Origin of the sequence: Eubacterium limosum, assembly GCF_000807675.2 — a bacterium.
In the GTDB taxonomy this organism is placed as follows: Bacteria; Bacillota; Clostridia; order Eubacteriales; family Eubacteriaceae; genus Eubacterium; species Eubacterium limosum.
On record NZ_CP019962.1, the window covers coordinates 648,928 to 665,825 of the forward strand.

Sequence of the window (16,898 nt, forward strand, 5' to 3'; positions counted from 1 at the left end):
CCGTTTAATTTAAATTTTTAAAAGGAGTCTTTTATGAAAAAGTATAGCCACTATGTCTCAAAAGAAACCATTGAAAGTATTCACGAGCAGTCTCTGCGTGTATTGAAAGAAATCGGCGTACGCTTTGAAAATCAGCGTGCTCTGGACCTTCTGGCAAAAAACGGCGTCAAACTTGACGGCTGCGTTGCATATTTTGATGAGGAAACCGTCGTAAACGCCATGAAGCTTGCTCCTTCAGTTTTTGAATTGACCTCAAACACCAAGGGCAATTTAACCATCGGTAATGAAAGCCGTATTACCATGCCAAGCGGCGGCCCGGTCTATATTACCGAAAATGGTGTTATCCGTAAAACCGTTAACCAGGACATCATCAATTTTCTTAAATTAACTTCGACCAGCGATGAAATCGGTTATCAATACATTGATTTTCTCCCTAACGACGACCATTTAAACGAAGATCAAAAAATTTACGCCTCCGAAGCGCTGCTGCTGAAATACGGAAAACAGCCGGCCTGTATTGATCCCGACACCTTTTTAATGGACGAGGGCAAAATTTACAACGCCACGTTAAAAAGCATTGACCTCATCCGTAAATTTGAAGGCATTGAAGACAGTGAAAAACACGTCAACTCCTTCTGTGTCAATTCTATTTCTCCGCTTTGCTATGATTTTGCGCCTCTTGAAAAAATGTTTGCCTTCTGTGAACAAAACCAGCCGCTCTGGTTCTCCCCCTGTGCAATGCCCGGCATGACCGCTCCGCCGTCGGTTATGGCAACGCTCGTAATGACCAACGCTGAAATTCTGGCCATTAACGCACTGGCTCAGATGATTAAACCTGGCGTACCGGTTATTTACGGCAACACCTCCGCCTCTACCAATCTGCGTACCTTACTGCTAAGCTTTGGCGCTCCGGAAACCATGCTCATGTGCTACGCCACTGCAGCCATGTCCGACTTCTATGATGTTCCCTGCCGTACCGGCGGTGCACAATCTGACGCCAAAGACACCGACTATCAGTCCGGCGCGGAATCCATGTTCATGATCCAGTCCTGTATGGAATGTGGTACTGATTTAATCTACCATGCGAGCGGCATGATGGGCAGCATGAATCTTTACAGCTATGAAAAATTTATTCTGGACGAAGAATGTATTGCCTTTGCAAGAAGAATGGTTCAGGGAATTGATCCTTCTGAAGAAAAAGTCTGCTTCGACGCATTGAAAAAGGCTGGTCCTCGAGGTTCCTTTATCACCGGAAGAACTCCCAAAATGTACCGCGAAGAGTTCTATCTGCCTAAATATTTTAACAAACAGGATGTTAATGTCTGGCAAAACGAAGGCTCACACTCTGTTTTAGAGGTTGCCCGGAAAGCGGTTGACGAAAGAATCAAATCCTACGTACAGCCAGATATTACCAAGGAACAGCAGGAATTATTGAACCCATACCTTCCGCCCGAATACAGAGAAAGCATTTAGTATAAAAACATCAAACCCTTTTATGGAGAATTGAGAGCGTCCATTGATCTGCACGCCTCAATTCTCCATTGTCCCAGGCATCACAACTTTATCGGATTTTCTGTCACCGATTCAGAAAATAATGAGGTTTGGAGAAGCACATAAGCGCATTCCAGGCTTATCTTATCCTTGAAATATCCACATGCTTCCATCATTTTTCTGTAATATTCCAGCCCGTCTCTTTTTTCTAAAAGTCCGTTATATAAACTTTCCACAGCGCTAAAAATTATTTCCAGAAATCCAATGACAAATGGCGTGGTATCTCCCATATTATTTTCAATCATTTCTTCGAAAAGTATACGTTTTCTTTTGTTTGTATGGGTTGATTTTTGTGCTTCAGCAAAAAATAGAGCACCTTTTATTTATAATAATTTTTCACACATTCCCTTGTTTTTACATAAAAACAGACGGAGCCTTTTATCCAGACACTCCGTCTCAAGTCGTCTATTTTTTCATCAAATCCTTACAGTATTCACTCACCAGCCGAAAGGCCTTAGAATGGCTGATGTCCAGATCCTCAGCAACCTTTTTCATATTTCTGTATTTTTTATAGGACTCACGGATCAGCTGTTTCCCAACGCTTTCCAGAATATAATCATAACTTTCCTTATAGGTCTCCTCTACCATGGCCGTACCCTCAATCATAAATTCCGGTAAATCCTTCGGCGCAACCGGTCCGCTGGTGGACAGAAGAACCGTCCGCTCCATGAGGTTTTTCAGCTGCCGAATATTGCCGGGCCAGTCGTAGGCGATGAGGATCGCCATGGACTTTGGCGAAAAATCAATATCTTTTCCATATTTTTTATTATATTTTTTCAGAAAATAGGCTGTCAAAGGAAGAATATCTTCCCGGCGCTCCCTGAGTGCAGGAATCTCAATATTGATGGTATTGATCCGCCAGTACAGATCTGAACGGAACTTCTTTTCCGAGACCAGTTTTTCGAGGTTCGCGTTGGTGGCGGCCACAATACGGATATCTACATGTTTCATTTCACTGCCGCCCACCTGAATAAAGCGCTTATTTTCCAGAACGTCCAGCAGTTTGGCCTGAAGTCCCGGCGCCATCTCGCCGATTTCATCAAGGAACAGCGTGCCGCCGTCTGCCAGTTCCACAAGGCCTACTTTTCCTTTGGCGCTTGCCCCTGTAAAGGCATGGGGCGCATAACCGAATAATTCCGATTCCAGAAGGTTTTCCGGTATCGTGGCACAGTTAATGGCCCAGAACGGCTTTGAGGCCCTCAGGCTTGTTTTGTGCACGTATTCGGCAATCAGTGTCTTGCCTACCCCAGACTCTCCGGTTAAAAGGATTGGGACGTCCGATTCCGAAACCTTTTTAATGGTCAGCAGAATCTTGCAGAAAATATAGCTCTGTCCCACAATCTCATCGTCATCTTTGCCATCCTCAGCCTCTATTGTATGGGTTTTGCTCTTGCTTCCGGCCTTGCTCTTCTCACCGTCCATCTTTCGCCAGGTCATGTCATATTTTTCAGGGATTTCATTGGCAATGGTCACGACCATTTCGATCTCGCCGTCCTTATCAAAAATGGGGGTGAGCACCGTTGAAACACTTTTTCCAATGAGAAGATAGTTCTGCTCTGCAAAGACAGTCCGTTTTTCCTTAACACATTTTTCCAGAGCCGTCGGCGTCCACTTCCCCTTTCTGAAAGAATAGTTATTCTGACCGATCATCTCTTTAGGGTCTACCCCATAATGGCGGATGGAGTTGGGATTAACGTAAATAATCTTCCCCTCTTTGTCCATCACATACACATCCGATGAACAGTTTTCCAGAATTTTAATATAGACGTCCACCGGAATGGAACGGAGATATTCCAGGTACTCCTCATCAATTCCAAATTCTTTGTTTATTTTTCCCATAAGGCACCTCTGTTGTCTTCTGAATCCTCTCAAACGCTATACGATTTCAATAGAAGTATTATATCATAGCGGCACTTACTTTTTCCAGTTAAATTCGCAGCCTTTGTATTCTTAAAAATCGGGATACATATCTACCGGCGGCAAGAAAAAAACACCATCCGCGCGGAATGGTGTTTTCTTTTTGTATTCTTATTAGTCTTCAGGTACAATTGCTTCTACTGGGCACTGATCAGCGCAAGCGCCGCAATCTGTACATAAAGCTTCATCAATTTCGTAGATAGAACCTTCAGAAATTGCTTCTACTGGACATTGATCTGCACAAGAACCGCAAGCGATACATTCGTCTGTGATTTTGTAAGCCATTTAATACACCCCTTTCTGAACAACATTTATTTTATTATATCTTATTCTTGATTTAAAGCAAGACAATTATTTATCTTTTTTGCCTTTTTCAGGTTTTTTTTCAGATTTTTTTTCGCGTTTCCGCTCAGGCTTACGCTCGGGCTTTTTTTCCTGCTTTTTCTTCTGGATATCCGCTAACAGATATTTTCGGACTTCCGTTTCGTCCTTTTCCATCTGCATTTTGACAAAGACCGTTTCCTCAAGAATACTTAACTTAAACACCTCGCCCTCGCCGTCCGGCGTAATGACCTGCTGGCCGACTCTTGGCATCTTCCTGGTGACTTCCTCATAAAATTCCTGTTCATAGGTCAGGCAGCACAGCAGCCTGCCGCAGATACCGGATATTTTGGTCGAATTCAGGGATAAGTTCTGCTCCTTGGCCATTTTAATGGACACAGGGGTGAAATCGCCCAGCCACTGAGCACAACAGGTGGTTCTCCCGCATACGCCCAGCCCCTTAAAAATCTTGGCCTCATCCCGGACACCGATCTGGCGCAGCTCAATGCGCACCTTAAACACAGCTGCCAGATCCTTGACCAGATCTCTGAAATCCACGCGGCCGTCGGCTGTAAAATAAAAGATCGCCTTCTTCTTATCAAAGGTATACTCCACATCAATGAGCTTCATCTCAAGCTTGTGGGCTCTTGCCTTTTCGATAAAAATATCCTTTGCCTCGATTTCCTTGCGCTTCAGCCGCTCAAAATCCGATGTATCCTTCTCGGTAGCTTTCCTGATAACGGGCTTAATGGGCGCTGTGATCAAATCGTCCTCGATCTCCCTCGGTCCAAGGGCAATCTCGCCGTACTCCACGCCGCGGACAGTCTCGACAATGACATGGTCGTACTGCTCTACTTCCAGATTCTGTGGATCAAAATAATAAATTTTACCGACTTTTTTAAATCGGACTCCAACCACTGATTTTGCCATCTATAGTATCTCCTGTAATTTATATTTTTAATAGGACGCTTTCCCACTGCAGCCTCAGGTTGACATTATACTGCAGGGTGTTCATAAACTCAAAAAGGATCTCTGCGATTCGGCTGTTTTGACGCGGCGTCAAAACCGAAGCGTATTTTACCTGCCAGCTGTAATAAGGATTTCCTTCATCCTCCGCGCCTTCCAGAAACAGCGCCATGCTGTGAAACCAGACAAGCAGAAAATTCAGGACCTCAGCGCTGGTGTTTTTATCCTTCCCTATTTTTTCACTGAAAGCGAACGCCTTAAAGGTATCTCCCTTAAGTATAGCATAAAATACATTGAGTGCCTCAATTTTTAAGCTTTCCAGCTCGGTATTTTCAAGAAATTCTAAAGCCTTTCCCGGTGATCCCTCACAGCTGTAGATGGCCTGATCTACCGCCTCGCCTGGGGCGCAGCCCTTCTGTTTCAAAATCTCACGGATCCCCGCATCTGAGACCGGCTCAAAGCTCAGGACCTGGCAGCGTGAACGGATGGTATTCAGCATTTTTTCCAGATTTTCCGCTGTAATGATGAAAACATTATGGGGCTCCGGCTCCTCCAGCGATTTTAACAGGGCGTTCTGAGCCTCTGGCGTCATTTTATCTCCGCCCTTTATGATGCTGACCCTCAGCTCGCTTTCAAAGGGCTTGACCGGCAGCGTGGCGATGAGCTTACGGACCTGGTCAATTTTAATGGCGCTCTCGCCCTTTCCAGGCTGGGTAATCAAAACATCCGGGTGGTTTCCGTGCTCGATCTTCTCACAGGGAATGCAGGCGCCGCAGGGCTTTTCATCGTCCCGGCACAAAAGAGCCTTTGCGAACTCAAGGGCCATCATGGTCTTGCCAATGCCCTTTTTCCCCACAAAGAGATAGGCGTGGCTCACCTCATGATTGGCAATACTCCCCGCCAGAAGCTTTTTGATCCGCTCCTGTTCAACAACCGCCTTAAACATGCCTGCTCCTCCCTAGTGCCATTCTTCCTCGGCTAGCTCCGAAAAATCTGTTTTCAGCAGCTCTTTTGCTTCCTCAAGGTCTCTGGGGTCTACAAATATCTCAATGTTGGCCGTGGTGAAAGTCCCCATAAAAATACTGCGGATCGGGCCGCCGAAGCCCTTTTCCCGAGAGGTGACCTTAATGCCGTTCGCCTCCAGAAAACTCCGCGTCATGGCAAATTCCATGTCCGAATAGGCTACCTTCAAAAGCGCATAGCGATCCTCAAACCGTTCCACTTGTCATCACCCTCTCATATATTTCTTCGTGTATATCCTCAATGCTGCGGAGCTTTCCCTCCGAGACGCATACAATCTCTGTCCAGTTGTACTTTTCAATAAGCTCAAGGGCGTTCTGATAAGCGTGGATTAGGTGCTCCGGGCTTTTTTCATGTATATCCTTTTCCGCCTCACCCGTAATTTTATTGGCGCGGCCCTCCATCAGCCTGAAGTTGATCTCTGGCGGTATATTCAAAAAGAAAACCGCGTCGGGTACAGGCAGCTCCATCTTATTAAACTCATAATCTGACAGCCAGTCCATAAAGCGGCGGCGCTCTCTGGGATCGCTGATTTTTCCTGCCTGATGGACCATATTCGAGGTGGTATAGCGGTCGGCGATTACAATGCCGCCGTCCTTATAAAAAGCTTCGTAATCCTCCTTGTAGGACGCATAGCGGTCAGCCGCATAAAAGGTCGATGCGATATAAGGGCTGATGCTGTCCGGGTCATTTCCAAAGGCACCGGACAGGTACAGCCGCACCATGGCGGAGGACTCCTTATCGTAACGGGGATAGGAAACCTTCATGACCCGCTGCCCCTCCCTTTTCAGGCGGTCGTAGAGCTTTTCTGTCTGTGTCTGCTTACCGCTGCCGTCAACACCCTCGATGACAATCAGCTGTCCTTTATTTTCCATTGATAAACCTTCTTTTCTCATTTTGTTTCAGGCATTATTATATCATAACGACCCATGCATTAAAACGAAGAATTGAGAATGACCTCAATCATTCCTTCACTGTCTATACCCACAACAGCTTCGCCATTTCTCTGCCGTCTCAACAGCTCTGCGACAGTTTCCTCTGTTACCAGGCTCCCTGGCAGCAGCACTGGTATTCCCGGAGGATATGGAATAACAAAGCCTGCCGCCGCTCTGCCAACAGCGTCCTCCAGAGGCATTCTCCCAGTTTCCATATTGTAGAGCGCCTGCCAAAGGGGATATTTCTCCTCGTGCTTCCAAAGACTGACAAATTCGACCTTTGGTGGCTCTGTGGCCTCTGGGCATTCTCTGTTCATATCGGCCACTGCTGCCATCAGCCGGTCCAGTTCGTCAACGGTAGTACCGATTCCTGTCATGGCCAGCACATAATTAAAACCAGACATCTCACACTGGATGTTAAACTCTGCAAGCAGCCGCCTTTCAGCAGCCGTGCCCCGGCCGTCCTTTACCATCAGCAGCCATTTGCTTTTATCATAGAGCTGTCCTTCTCCCGGAGTGTACAGGACAATGCAGTCGCCTGCTCCTGCCTGTTTCTGATAATAATCCCAACGCTCTGCGATTGCCTGAAAAACGGCTTCTCCCTTTTCACAGGCTTCATCCACAGCGTTTTCCACACTCATCATCAAAAGATAGCTGGGGCTTGAGGACTGAAGCATGGCCAGAAACTTTTTAACACGGCGCCTTTCCACCAATGGTCCCTGCATATGCAGCAGGGAGCTCTGGGTAAAAGCGCCCAAAAGTTTGTGCGTGCTCTGGATAACAATATCTGCCCCGCAGGTTACCGCGTCCGGCGGCAGTGCAGCACAAAATTTCAGATGTGCTCCGTGAGCCTCGTCCACGATCAGCACCTTTCCCCTTTTGTGAAGCAGCTCCGCAATGGCGGCCACATCACTGACAGTGCCGTAATAGGTGGGATTGACCAGGATCATCCCCTTTACCTCTGGATGCTCTGTCAGTTTTTTTTCTACCTGCTCCGGGGTAATGCATTTTCCAAAGCCCAGCCGAGTATCGTATTCCGGTTCAAAATAAATGCCCTTTACCCTGCCCAATGCCAACCCCGCATAAACAGAACGGTGGCAGTTCAGCGGCACCAGAAGGCTGTCGCCTTCCCTGCAAACGCCCATAACAGCACTCTGTATGCCGGCTGTGCTGCCACCCACCAGAATACAGGCCTCCTCTGATCCATAAGCTTCTGCCAGCTTTTCCTGAACCCTTAAAAGAATATCGGAGGGATCGTGCAGATTATCCGCCCCAGGCACTTCTGTTGTATCCAGGGTTGCCCAGTTCTCATTATCAAAGCAAATTTTTCCCTTGTGCCCCGGCATATGGAACCGCAAAGCCCCTCTGTCACTCAGTTCTTGTAATCTTGTATATAAAAGTCGTTTTTTCATGGATTTATTTTATCATAAAATCTGGATTTTTCCCCTTTATTTTTAGATAGATTATTGATATGATAATCACTGTAAAAAAATTCAAGGAGTGAAAAAGATGGCAAATATCATCTCTGTCGATATGACTAACTTTGAAGCGGAAGTGCTAAACTATACGGAAGGCCCTGTTATGGTCGATTTTTGGGCTGAATGGTGTGGTCCCTGCAAGGCTCTTCTTCCGATCATCGAAGAAATCGCCGGCGAAGTCCCTGCAACCGCTAAGATCTGTAAGCTGAACGTGGATGAAAACACCGATCTGGCCAGACAGTTTCATGTCATGAGCATCCCGACTTGTGTATTCTTAAAGGACGGCAGTGAAGTCGAACGTTTCGTAGGAAGCCGCGACAAGCAGGAATACATTGATACCCTAAAAAATTTATAAGTTTTTTCAGACTGTGCTCCGGGCATGGTCTTTTTTTATCGAACTACTTTTTATTATATTTTCTCTTACAATACAAGACGTTTCTCTTTTTATTCCATTTTTATAACTATTATTTCGAAAATCCTTGAACCTTTTTTGAAAATATGTTACTATGAAAATTGTTTATAGCTTCCTTATTTTCAATCCTATCTGTCAAACACTCGGGAGGAACTCCAGATGAACAGTAAATACCTCGGGCAGCGGCTTCGCCAGTTTCGAAAAGACGCCCATCTTACACAAAACCAGCTGGCTAAAAAGGCCGGTATCACCCCCACTTATCTCAGTATCATTGAAAGGGGCGCGCAACTGCCCCGGCTGGAAACCTTTATCAATCTTGCCAATGTCTTGTCCGTTTCCGCCGACGACCTTCTGATGGAGGATCAAACGGAGTCTTGGAAAGATTTGTATCCCTCTTTCTGTATTCCGTCTGACAATCTAACGGACGAACAGCTTGCATTAGTTCAGGATATGGTCAAGCTAATGTGCGACCATTTCAAAACAACAAATGACTAAATTATTTGTTTAAATTCTTGAACAAAACTATAATTGAATATTGACTTCATTCGCATTGTGAGTTATAGTAAATAATATACATCCGAATCATTTTGAAATAGGGCAAAACTATTGAAAGGTAGTGACGCAAAGCCAAGGGTCTAATTCATCTCCAGATGAAACGACAGCCGGTTGCTCGGGTATTAAACTTACTGAATGCAATCTCCCTGCCTTGGTTTATGCCGGGGTCTTTTTATTGCCCCAATCTCACGCAGAGGAGTTAATCACAATGGATAATAAAGTTATTGGCAGGCATATTCGTGAAGCCCGTCTTGATAAAAAACTGACGCAATACCAGCTCGCGGAACGTGTTCATATTACACCGAATTATCTGAGCATGCTGGAACGCGGCACCCATCTGCCCAAACTTGAAACGCTCATCACCATTTCCGAAGCACTGGAGGTTCCTGTCAGCGCACTTCTTACCGATTTCCCCGTCGAGTCCTTTACCAGCCGGATTCACTTTCTGTCCACTGCAATGGAAGGGCTTGATGACGAGCAGTCCAAAATCGTGTGCGATGTCATCAAGGTGATGACTGACGGCTTTAAATTGAAAAAATAAATAAAAATCCCCGGATCAAATGATCCGGGGATTTTTTTAGTTAAAAGTCTGAAGCCGGGTAAAACAAATCGTTTCGCCGCCTCGCCGTATCCAGCATGTTATTGTAGAGTATCTGCTGGTATTCCAGGACCTCACGGTCATGGATAGTTGGATCGCCCCTTCTGAAGTACTGCCCCTCATTGTCAATGACCCCTACTTTATTGATGACCGGCAGGGTTTCGGACAGCTTCATTAAATAATTGTTGTAGGGTGTGCCCTGGATACCCGCCTGCGCAAGCAGCAGGCTGGAAAGGTAGTTTACACTCAGCTTATCCACCTGAGCTTCTGGGATGTCATAGTTTGCCCAGATGACAAAGGGCGTAACGTAACGCCTCTGCAGTTCCTCCAGGCTCCACTGGTCCAGGGGCTTCTGCATGAGTTCTTCATAAAAAGCCTGCTCAATATACGCCTGATGATCGCCAAACATGACCACCAGTGTGGGCTCATCCTGACCGCTGAAATAGTCGATCAGATTTTTGAACGCCGCGTCGGAGCTGCGCATCAGCGATAAGTACTGCTCGGTTTCAGGATAGCTTCCCTCCATCCCCTCCAGAAGCACGGGCTCCAGATCATCGGCATTCAGCTGGTAGCCAGCATGGTTCTGGATGGTCACATCAAAGACAAAAAGAGGATTGTCGCCTTTGTTTTCATAAAGCTCGATGACCTTGTCATAAGTGGCCGCATCGCTGACCCATTTTTCTCTGAGCGTCTGAGATTCCAAAAATTCTTCTTCTGAGAAAAACTGCTGAAAGCCAAAATTCGGATAAACCTTGTCACGGTTCCAGGCGTTCCGCTCTCCAGGATGGATGGCGTAGCTGCTGTAGCCTTCATAGTTCAGTGTTGACGTGAGTCCGGGGGCCGGACCCTTGATATAAAGCTGATAGGGCCTCGCATTTTCTGGCAGATAAGCCGTGGTGTTCCCTGTCAGAAAAGCGTATTCGGAGTCACAGGTGCCTCCGCCGAAAACTGACACATAGAGATTCCCTTTAATGGTATTTTCCTGCAGGCTGTCAATGAAGGGCATGTAGTCAATATTGGTTGAAAAATCCCCCACGGCCCGCAGGTCACTGAAGGACTCATTCATAATGGCAATAATATTAGGCTTATGACTGTTTTTCATCCCGGGACCAACAGCGGCTTTTTCCGTTGTTCCGCCCCGGCCGACAGCCCCTGTAGTCATGGGCTGCTGCACGTTTTTGATACTCTCGCCCAGAAAGGCCAGATCATATCCTTCCGGCTCCCTGACATGTGAGAGCTTAGCATTGACCGTAAAGGTATAAGGGTAGCCGTTAACCGGCATGTCCCAGGCATAGTAATACCGCTCCACATTGGTCTCAAAAAATAACCCAAAGGTGATGGTCAGGGCTGCAAAGGCCATCAGGCGCAGCTTACGGCTTTTATATTTATCCCGAACGCGTCTGTTTGCTTTAAAGGCCCAAAGCAGCAGTGCCGCCAGAACCAGCGTTGCAAGCAGAATCGTGCCGCTGAGCTCAAAATGGTAGGCCGAAGCGACCTGAAGTCCTGTCTTCGCTGAAAACAGATCCGTATAGAGCAGCGTATCTCCTCTGAACAGACGGACAAAGTAGCCTGCCAATCCAAAAATATACAGAAGAACTCCCCCACCCATCAAGGATGCTCTCATCCGTCCTGTTAAAATATATAAAAAAACATAGACTGCCATACAGCAGGCCAGGTTTAAAAATAAACGAATTCCCTCTGTATCAAAGGGCGCTTCCTGAAAGATCTGGAAGATGGTATAAGAAAAGGCAGAGATCAGGACAAGCAGCAGCATATTCCACAGAGCTGCTGCACGCTCCCTGCACTCTATATTTGAAAAGATCGCCAGGCCGATCATAAAAATGCACAGCCCCGCTGTGTTCAGGTAACGTTCATCAAATCCCATCATCTGGTAACAAAGCGCCAGACTCAGGCTCAGCACTGCCACTGTCGCCAGCGCTGCCAATATTCTTTTTTTACTCGTTGTTAAATTGATTACAGAATCCAAAAAAACCTCCTGTTCTCTGAAGATGATAATACCTTCGGATTTCTCCGTGTTTCACACTCCCGAAATCCGAAAAACATTCGAAATCCGCTCATTTTTCTGCAAAAAACGGCTGCTTTCTCATGTTTGGCGAGTCCAAAAGCCCTGTTTTTTCACGCGAACGTGAAACACATGCTCTTTTGACCCTTATATCATATTATATCATTAAACAGGCGGTTTTGTGTTATTTTCAATACAAATTAAGTTTTATCCTTTTAGCTTACCTTGCCGCCGGCTGGAATCACATCGCCGTCAACGGTCAGAATACTCAGCTTTTTCCCCTTAACAGCGGAAAGAATCATCCCGTTGGATTCCAGTCCCCGCAGCATAACCGGCTTCAGATTTGTGCAGACAATGACCTTTTTGCCCACGAGGTCTTCAGGCTTATAGTATTTAGCGATTCCGGAGATAATCTGTCGCTTTTCTGTTCCCAGATCCAGTTGGAACACCAGAAGGCGGTCTGCGTCAGGGTGCTGTTCACAGGAGATGACCTCTGCGACTTTCATCTCAACCTTGGCAAAATCATCGATGGTGATCAAACCTTCCGGCACCTCGGTTTTTTCTTCCTTCTTGGCCTGTTTTTCCTTTTTAGGCTGCTGCTTCTGCTCTGGTTTTTCCTTCTTCACTTCAATTCTCGGAAAGATCGGTTCACAGCGCTCTACCTGGATGCCGTCCGGGTATTTTCCAAAGGACTGGATACTTTCCCAGGTCCTGAGTTCGTCCGGTACCTTGAGTTCATCGGCAATCTTAACGCCGGTATCGGGCATTGCAGAGCTTACGAGTACAGAAATTATTCTGAGCGACTCTGTCAGGTTATACATCACCATTGCCAGACGGGCTTTCTTTTCAGGATCTTTGATCAAAACCCATGGCTGTGTCTCATCAATGTATTTATTGGTACGGGAAACCAGCTTCCAGATCGCTTCCAGCGCGCGGCTGAAATCCAGCTTATTCATATAATCTTCCACAATGCCTGGGGTTTCCTCTGCCAGAGCAATGAGATCGGCGTCAAAATCACCGCTTTCACGCTCAGCCGGAATCACACCATCGAAGTATTTCACGGTCATGGCCACAGTCCGGCTCAGGAGATTACCCAGGTCATTGGCCAGATCAGAATTGATGTGGCTGACCAGCAGATCTTCGTTATAAATACCGTCTGCACCATAGGTCATTTCACGCAGCACATGATAGCGCAGGGCATCAACACCGTATTTTTGGGCCAGCTCTACCGGGTCGACTACATTCCCCACAGATTTGGACATTTTTCCACCCTTTAGCAGAATCCAGCCGTGGCCGTATACGTGTTCTGGCAGCGGAAGATCCAGTGCCATTAGAATAATCGGCCAATAGATGGTATGAAAGCGGATGATGTCCTTACCGACCAGATGCACATTCGCCGGCCAGTATTGATCCATGAGCTGCGGCTTGTCATTCATATAGCCAAGTGCCGAGATATAGTTCGGCAGGGCGTCGATCCAGACATACACCACATGCCCCGGGTCAAAGGTTACCGGAACGCCCCAGCTAAAGGAGGTTCTGGAAACACAGAGATCCTGAAGTCCGGGCTTGATGAAATTGTTGATCATTTCATTCTTCCGGGATTCCGGCTGAATAAAATCCGGATGGTCTTCAATATACTGCAACAAGCGGTCTGCGTATTTTGACATTTTAAAGAAATAAGCTTCTTCGGAGGCTTTTTCTACCGGACGTCCGCAATCCGGGCAGTTTCCGTCCACCAGCTGGCTTTCTGTCCAGAAGGATTCGCAGGGCGTGCAGTACCAGCCTTCATATTTTCCTTTGTAAATATCGCCCTGGTCATAGAGCTTTTTGAAAATCTGCTGGATAGTTTTCTCGTGTTCCGGATCTGTGGTACGGATAAACTGGTCATAGTTGATGTTCATCAGCTTCCACAGCTCCTTAATTCTTCCCACCACGTCATCCACATAGGCCTGTGGGGTAACGCCCTTTTCCTCAGCAACCTTCTGAATCTTCTGGCCGTGCTCATCTGTACCGGTCAGAAAATAGGTATCGTAGCCCGTCAGCTTTTTAAAACGGGTCAGGGTATCAGCGGCTACAGTGGTGTAGGTATGGCCGATGTGTAAATCCCCGCTTGGATAGTAAATCGGGGTTGTGACATAAAAAGTTTTCTTTTCTTCCATCATATTTCCTCCTTAAAAATTTCTAAAAATAAAGAGAGCCTCTCCATATAAGGACGAAGCTCTCGTGTTACCACCTTACTTTCCGCCTGTCTCACGGCAGACGGCTCAGCTAATAAACCGGCAGGGTTTATTATTTGTTTTTAACGCTTTCCGCGGCCCTGGCTTAGGCTTCCACCCTCACCAAAGCTTGCTCCGAGGCCATCTTCCATTCTTTGTCCACAGCCGGCTTTCACCTTTCCCGGTTCTCTGTATGCTTTCTCCGAATGTACTCTTCTCTTCATCGCAGTTCATATTCAATTTATTACTATACTATTATATCCAAATATTTTTAAAATGCAAGCCCTTTTACAATAATGGAAAAAACCTAAGAGACGAAGCCTTTTACCTAAGAAAGAAAAAAGTGTCCTGCGGGTACTGATCACTCACCTGTATCTTCTTTATGAATGTTAATCTTTGATCTCGAAAGTGTCCGGCTGTTCCACGATTCCGGACCGTTTACCACAGCGCCTGGACCTTTTTTCTTATCTGGATAAAAGGCGCAGTTTCGGATTGTTCCTCTTCTTTGACCGCCTGCAGCGGCCGCAGATTTGTACTATAATTTTCCATTCTCAATTGTTTTCAAATTACCGTTTGATCAGGTTGTAGATATCCCGCTTGCTCACGCCCCGGTCTCTGGCTACCTGCTTCATGGCTTCCTTTTCGCCCATACCCTGGTCTTTGTAGTGGGCCACATGATCTTCCAGAGAAAGGGCCGCCAAATCCTGACAGCCTGCCGGAAGCCCGTCGCCGCCTTCAATGACCAGCACAAACTCACCCTTAGGTGGATTTTCAGAATACCAGTCCAGATGCTCCTGAACGGTGCCCATTCGGGTCTCTTCATATTTTTTTGTTATTTCCCTGGAAATACTCATTTTTCGGTCCGGAATGACCTGAACCATGGCTTCCAGTGTTTTCACCAGTCTGTGGGGCGTTTCATAGAGAATAACCGTATTTTCAGAGACGGCTATTTTCTCAAGCCCCTCACGGATCTCTTTATTTCGCTTTCCTAAAAAACCCATAAAGGTAAAGGCCCGGGCATCAATGCCTGAGAGCACAAGTGCACAAAGCCCAGCGTTTGGTCCGGGCACCACCTCCACCGGGATTCCGGCTTCATTGCACCGACTGACAATGACCGAGCCCGGGTCAGAGATAATGGGCATTCCCGCATCGCTGACCAGGGCAATATTTTTACCCTCTGTCAAAAACTCCAGCAGCTTTTCACTGCCGCTCTGCTCATTATGCTGATGATAGGCCAGCAGATGCTTCTTAATCTCAAAATGATTGAGCAGCTTGACCGTATGGCGGGTATCCTCCGCGGCGATCACGTCCACTTCCTCCAAAACCCTGAGAGCCCTCAGCGTAATATCCTCAAGATTACCGATGGGTGTTCCGACAATGTATAGTTTACCCGGCATGTCATTCTCCATTTTTAATCAAACAAATTTCGCGCCACATAGACGCCGTTGACAGACGCCTGCATCAGACCACGGGTAATTCCAGCGCCGTCGCCCAGCACGTACAGGTTTTTAATATTGGTCTGAAAATGTTCATCCACAGCCACCTTGTTAGAGTAGAATTTGACCTCTACCCCGTAAAGCAGGGTCTCATCGCTGGCCAGACCCGGCGATACATGGTCCAGCGCCTGGATCATTTCGTCGATATCCTTCATAATGCGGTATGGCAGCACCAGGCACAAATCTCCCGGCACTGCATCCTTGAGAGTGGGGCGGATATTGTTACGGTGCAGCCGTTCCTCGTTGGTTCTCCGGCCTCTGATAAAGTCGCCGTAGCGCTGCACAAGAATTTTATTCCCGGTCAGCATGTTTCCAAGGCTGGCAATGTGCTTGCCATAAGCGATGGGCGCGTTAAAAGGCTTTGTAAAGCCTTTGGAAACCAACAGCGCAAAATTGGTGTTGTCTGTTTTTAAAGCGTCGGATTTGTAGCTGTGGCCGTTGACCACTGCCAGATTATCATCATAGTATTCCGTTGAAACGACTCCGCCGGGATTTGAGCAGAAGGTCCGGACCGCGTCGTCAAAGGTCGGCGTATAGTAGACCAGCTTGCCCTCATAAAGGGCATCGTTAATTTCCTTCATGATTTCGTTGCGGGTTTCAAGCCGGATACCGATATCCACCTTGCCCACTGTGGTATCTACACTGTAGGCGTCACACATGGCTTTAAACCACTCTGAACCCTCACGGCCTACACCGGCTAAAATTTTATCCGCGTAGTATTCACCGTCGGCATTCACGCCAACAGCCACACCGTCCTCCACGATCAGGCTCTTTACCGGATTGCGGAACTTGATTTCTACCCCAAGATCATGGATCAAATGATCCTGAATGCGCTTATAGATGGTGTAGCCAACCTCTGTCCCCATATGGCGTATGGGGCATTCGATAAGCTTTAGATTACTCTGGATGGCCTTTGTCCTTATCTCACGGATTTTCTCTGGATTATCGAGGCCGTGTACCTTGGGGTCTGCCCCAAAGCGCAGGTAATGCTCATCCACATAGGCGATAAGTTCTTCGGTTTTCTCATAACCGATATAATCCGGCAGCTCCCCGCCGACATCCGGCGACAGCGAGAGCTTCCCGTCTGAGTAAGCGCCCGCTCCGGCAAACCCCGTCGTGATATTGCAGGGCTTACATCCCACACACACGCCAGTCTTCCGTTTTGGGCAAATCCGTTTTTCGATGGCGTTACCTTTTTCCAGCATTAAAATACTGAGCTCAGGCTTTTCCTTTTTAAGCTCAAGCGCAGCAAAAATGCCGGCAGGGCCGGCGCCGATTATAATGACATCATACTTGTTCATATGAAACCCTTCTTACCCTGAACGTCAGGGTAACCTTCAATAAAAAAATAATTGAGAATGGAAAATCAAAGAACAAATTTGCCTTTGGCAAATTTGATTATAATCAAAT

General features: G+C 46.8%; 16 protein-coding genes and 1 riboswitch. Of the genes, 4 read left to right on the forward strand and 12 right to left on the reverse strand.

Annotated elements, in window-relative coordinates; translation table 11 throughout:
* The first annotated feature begins 33 nt into the window (after window positions 1–33).
* On the forward strand, window positions 34–1,473 hold the full coding sequence (locus B2M23_RS02960) for a trimethylamine methyltransferase family protein (RefSeq protein WP_038353284.1): 1,440 nt from the start codon (window positions 34–36) through the stop codon (window positions 1,471–1,473).
* 80 nt (window positions 1,474–1,553) lie between these two features.
* Here the strand turns inward: B2M23_RS02960 and B2M23_RS02965 are convergent, their stop codons facing one another.
* The 8 genes from B2M23_RS02965 to B2M23_RS03000 all read right to left on the reverse strand — a co-directional run bounded on the left by B2M23_RS02965 (window position 1,554) and on the right by B2M23_RS03000 (window position 8,122).
* Complete coding sequence (locus B2M23_RS02965; protein WP_038353285.1) at window positions 1,554–1,796, reverse strand: hypothetical protein; 243 nt, start codon at window positions 1,794–1,796, stop codon at window positions 1,554–1,556.
* A gap of 160 nt (window positions 1,797–1,956) precedes the next feature.
* Window positions 1,957–3,390 carry a sigma-54 interaction domain-containing protein gene (locus B2M23_RS02970; RefSeq protein ID WP_052237366.1) on the reverse strand — a complete coding sequence of 478 codons (1,434 nt, stop codon included), beginning with the start codon at window positions 3,388–3,390 and terminating at the stop codon, window positions 1,957–1,959.
* 192 nt (window positions 3,391–3,582) lie between these two features.
* The gene (locus B2M23_RS02975; RefSeq protein WP_013382801.1) at window positions 3,583–3,753 is read right to left on the reverse strand and encodes a 4Fe-4S ferredoxin; all 171 of its coding nucleotides are present in this window, start codon (window positions 3,751–3,753) and stop codon (window positions 3,583–3,585) included.
* A gap of 66 nt (window positions 3,754–3,819) precedes the next feature.
* Entirely contained in the window at window positions 3,820–4,719 is a 900-nt protein-coding gene (locus tag B2M23_RS02980; RefSeq protein ID WP_038353286.1) for a PSP1 domain-containing protein, read from the reverse strand.
* A gap of 19 nt (window positions 4,720–4,738) precedes the next feature.
* Complete coding sequence (gene holB / locus B2M23_RS02985; RefSeq protein ID WP_052237367.1) at window positions 4,739–5,701, reverse strand: DNA polymerase III subunit delta'; 963 nt, start codon at window positions 5,699–5,701, stop codon at window positions 4,739–4,741.
* 12 nt (window positions 5,702–5,713) lie between these two features.
* On the reverse strand, window positions 5,714–5,977 hold the full coding sequence (locus tag B2M23_RS02990; RefSeq protein WP_038353287.1) for a hypothetical protein: 264 nt from the start codon (window positions 5,975–5,977) through the stop codon (window positions 5,714–5,716).
* The gene (locus B2M23_RS02995; protein WP_038353288.1) at window positions 5,964–6,650 is read right to left on the reverse strand and encodes a dTMP kinase; all 687 of its coding nucleotides are present in this window, start codon (window positions 6,648–6,650) and stop codon (window positions 5,964–5,966) included. Before B2M23_RS02995 ends, B2M23_RS02990 begins: the two co-directional genes overlap by 14 nt.
* Window positions 6,651–6,709: 59 nt before the next feature.
* The gene (locus B2M23_RS03000) at window positions 6,710–8,122 is read right to left on the reverse strand and encodes an aminotransferase class I/II-fold pyridoxal phosphate-dependent enzyme (RefSeq protein WP_081571083.1); all 1,413 of its coding nucleotides are present in this window, start codon (window positions 8,120–8,122) and stop codon (window positions 6,710–6,712) included.
* 97 nt (window positions 8,123–8,219) lie between these two features.
* Here B2M23_RS03000 and trxA point away from each other — a divergent pair, with 97 nt between their 5' ends.
* From trxA to B2M23_RS03015, 3 genes are all read left to right on the forward strand, one after another.
* Window positions 8,220–8,543, forward strand: a complete 324-nt coding sequence (trxA, locus tag B2M23_RS03005; RefSeq protein WP_052237368.1) for a thioredoxin — start codon at window positions 8,220–8,222, stop codon at window positions 8,541–8,543.
* Window positions 8,544–8,759: 216 nt separating this feature from the next.
* Window positions 8,760–9,095, forward strand: coding sequence for a helix-turn-helix domain-containing protein (locus B2M23_RS03010; protein WP_052237369.1), 336 nt, complete (start codon window positions 8,760–8,762; stop codon window positions 9,093–9,095).
* Window positions 9,096–9,186: 91 nt separating this feature from the next.
* Window positions 9,187–9,274, forward strand: a riboswitch (cyclic di-GMP riboswitch).
* Window positions 9,275–9,363: 89 nt separating this feature from the next.
* Entirely contained in the window at window positions 9,364–9,696 is a 333-nt protein-coding gene (locus B2M23_RS03015; protein WP_013382809.1) for a helix-turn-helix domain-containing protein, read from the forward strand.
* A 40-nt stretch (window positions 9,697–9,736) separates the two neighbouring features.
* On the opposite strand, the gene B2M23_RS03020 is transcribed toward B2M23_RS03015, so the two are convergent.
* From B2M23_RS03020 to B2M23_RS03035, 4 genes are all read right to left on the reverse strand, one after another.
* Entirely contained in the window at window positions 9,737–11,740 is a 2,004-nt protein-coding gene (locus tag B2M23_RS03020) for an LTA synthase family protein (RefSeq protein ID WP_052237370.1), read from the reverse strand.
* Window positions 11,741–11,991: 251 nt separating this feature from the next.
* Complete coding sequence (gene metG / locus B2M23_RS03025; RefSeq protein WP_038353290.1) at window positions 11,992–13,938, reverse strand: methionine--tRNA ligase; 1,947 nt, start codon at window positions 13,936–13,938, stop codon at window positions 11,992–11,994.
* Between the two features lie 620 nt (window positions 13,939–14,558).
* Window positions 14,559–15,389: a 16S rRNA (cytidine(1402)-2'-O)-methyltransferase gene (rsmI, locus tag B2M23_RS03030; protein ID WP_052237372.1), complete on the reverse strand. Its 831-nt coding sequence runs from the start codon at window positions 15,387–15,389 to the stop codon at window positions 14,559–14,561.
* 14 nt (window positions 15,390–15,403) lie between these two features.
* A complete protein-coding gene (locus B2M23_RS03035; RefSeq protein ID WP_038353292.1) occupies window positions 15,404–16,789 on the reverse strand; it encodes an NAD(P)/FAD-dependent oxidoreductase in 1,386 nt (461 codons plus the stop codon).
* Between the last annotated feature and the right edge of the window lie 109 nt (window positions 16,790–16,898).

What these genes read in the sequence shown, in the direction of transcription:
- B2M23_RS02970 (WP_052237366.1), bottom strand. Translation starts at nt 3,390, where the DNA reads ATGGGAAAAATAAACAAAGAATTTGGAATTGATGAGGAGTACCTGGAA.
- B2M23_RS02965 (WP_038353285.1), bottom strand. Translation starts at nt 1,796, where the DNA reads ATGATTGAAAATAATATGGGAGATACCACGCCATTTGTCATTGGATTT.
- B2M23_RS02980 (WP_038353286.1), bottom strand. Translation starts at nt 4,719, where the DNA reads ATGGCAAAATCAGTGGTTGGAGTCCGATTTAAAAAAGTCGGTAAAATT.
- B2M23_RS02995 (WP_038353288.1), bottom strand. Translation starts at nt 6,650, where the DNA reads ATGGAAAATAAAGGACAGCTGATTGTCATCGAGGGTGTTGACGGCAGC.
- holB (WP_052237367.1), bottom strand. Translation starts at nt 5,701, where the DNA reads ATGTTTAAGGCGGTTGTTGAACAGGAGCGGATCAAAAAGCTTCTGGCG.
- B2M23_RS03000 (WP_081571083.1), bottom strand. Translation starts at nt 8,122, where the DNA reads ATGAAAAAACGACTTTTATATACAAGATTACAAGAACTGAGTGACAGA.
- metG (WP_038353290.1), bottom strand. Translation starts at nt 13,938, where the DNA reads ATGATGGAAGAAAAGAAAACTTTTTATGTCACAACCCCGATTTACTAT.
- B2M23_RS03035 (WP_038353292.1), bottom strand. Translation starts at nt 16,789, where the DNA reads ATGAACAAGTATGATGTCATTATAATCGGCGCCGGCCCTGCCGGCATT.
- rsmI (WP_052237372.1), bottom strand. Translation starts at nt 15,389, where the DNA reads ATGCCGGGTAAACTATACATTGTCGGAACACCCATCGGTAATCTTGAG.
- B2M23_RS03010 (WP_052237369.1), top strand. Translation starts at nt 8,760, where the DNA reads ATGAACAGTAAATACCTCGGGCAGCGGCTTCGCCAGTTTCGAAAAGAC.
- trxA (WP_052237368.1), top strand. Translation starts at nt 8,220, where the DNA reads ATGGCAAATATCATCTCTGTCGATATGACTAACTTTGAAGCGGAAGTG.
- B2M23_RS02960 (WP_038353284.1), top strand. Translation starts at nt 34, where the DNA reads ATGAAAAAGTATAGCCACTATGTCTCAAAAGAAACCATTGAAAGTATT.
- B2M23_RS02975 (WP_013382801.1), bottom strand. Translation starts at nt 3,753, where the DNA reads ATGGCTTACAAAATCACAGACGAATGTATCGCTTGCGGTTCTTGTGCA.
- B2M23_RS03015 (WP_013382809.1), top strand. Translation starts at nt 9,364, where the DNA reads ATGGATAATAAAGTTATTGGCAGGCATATTCGTGAAGCCCGTCTTGAT.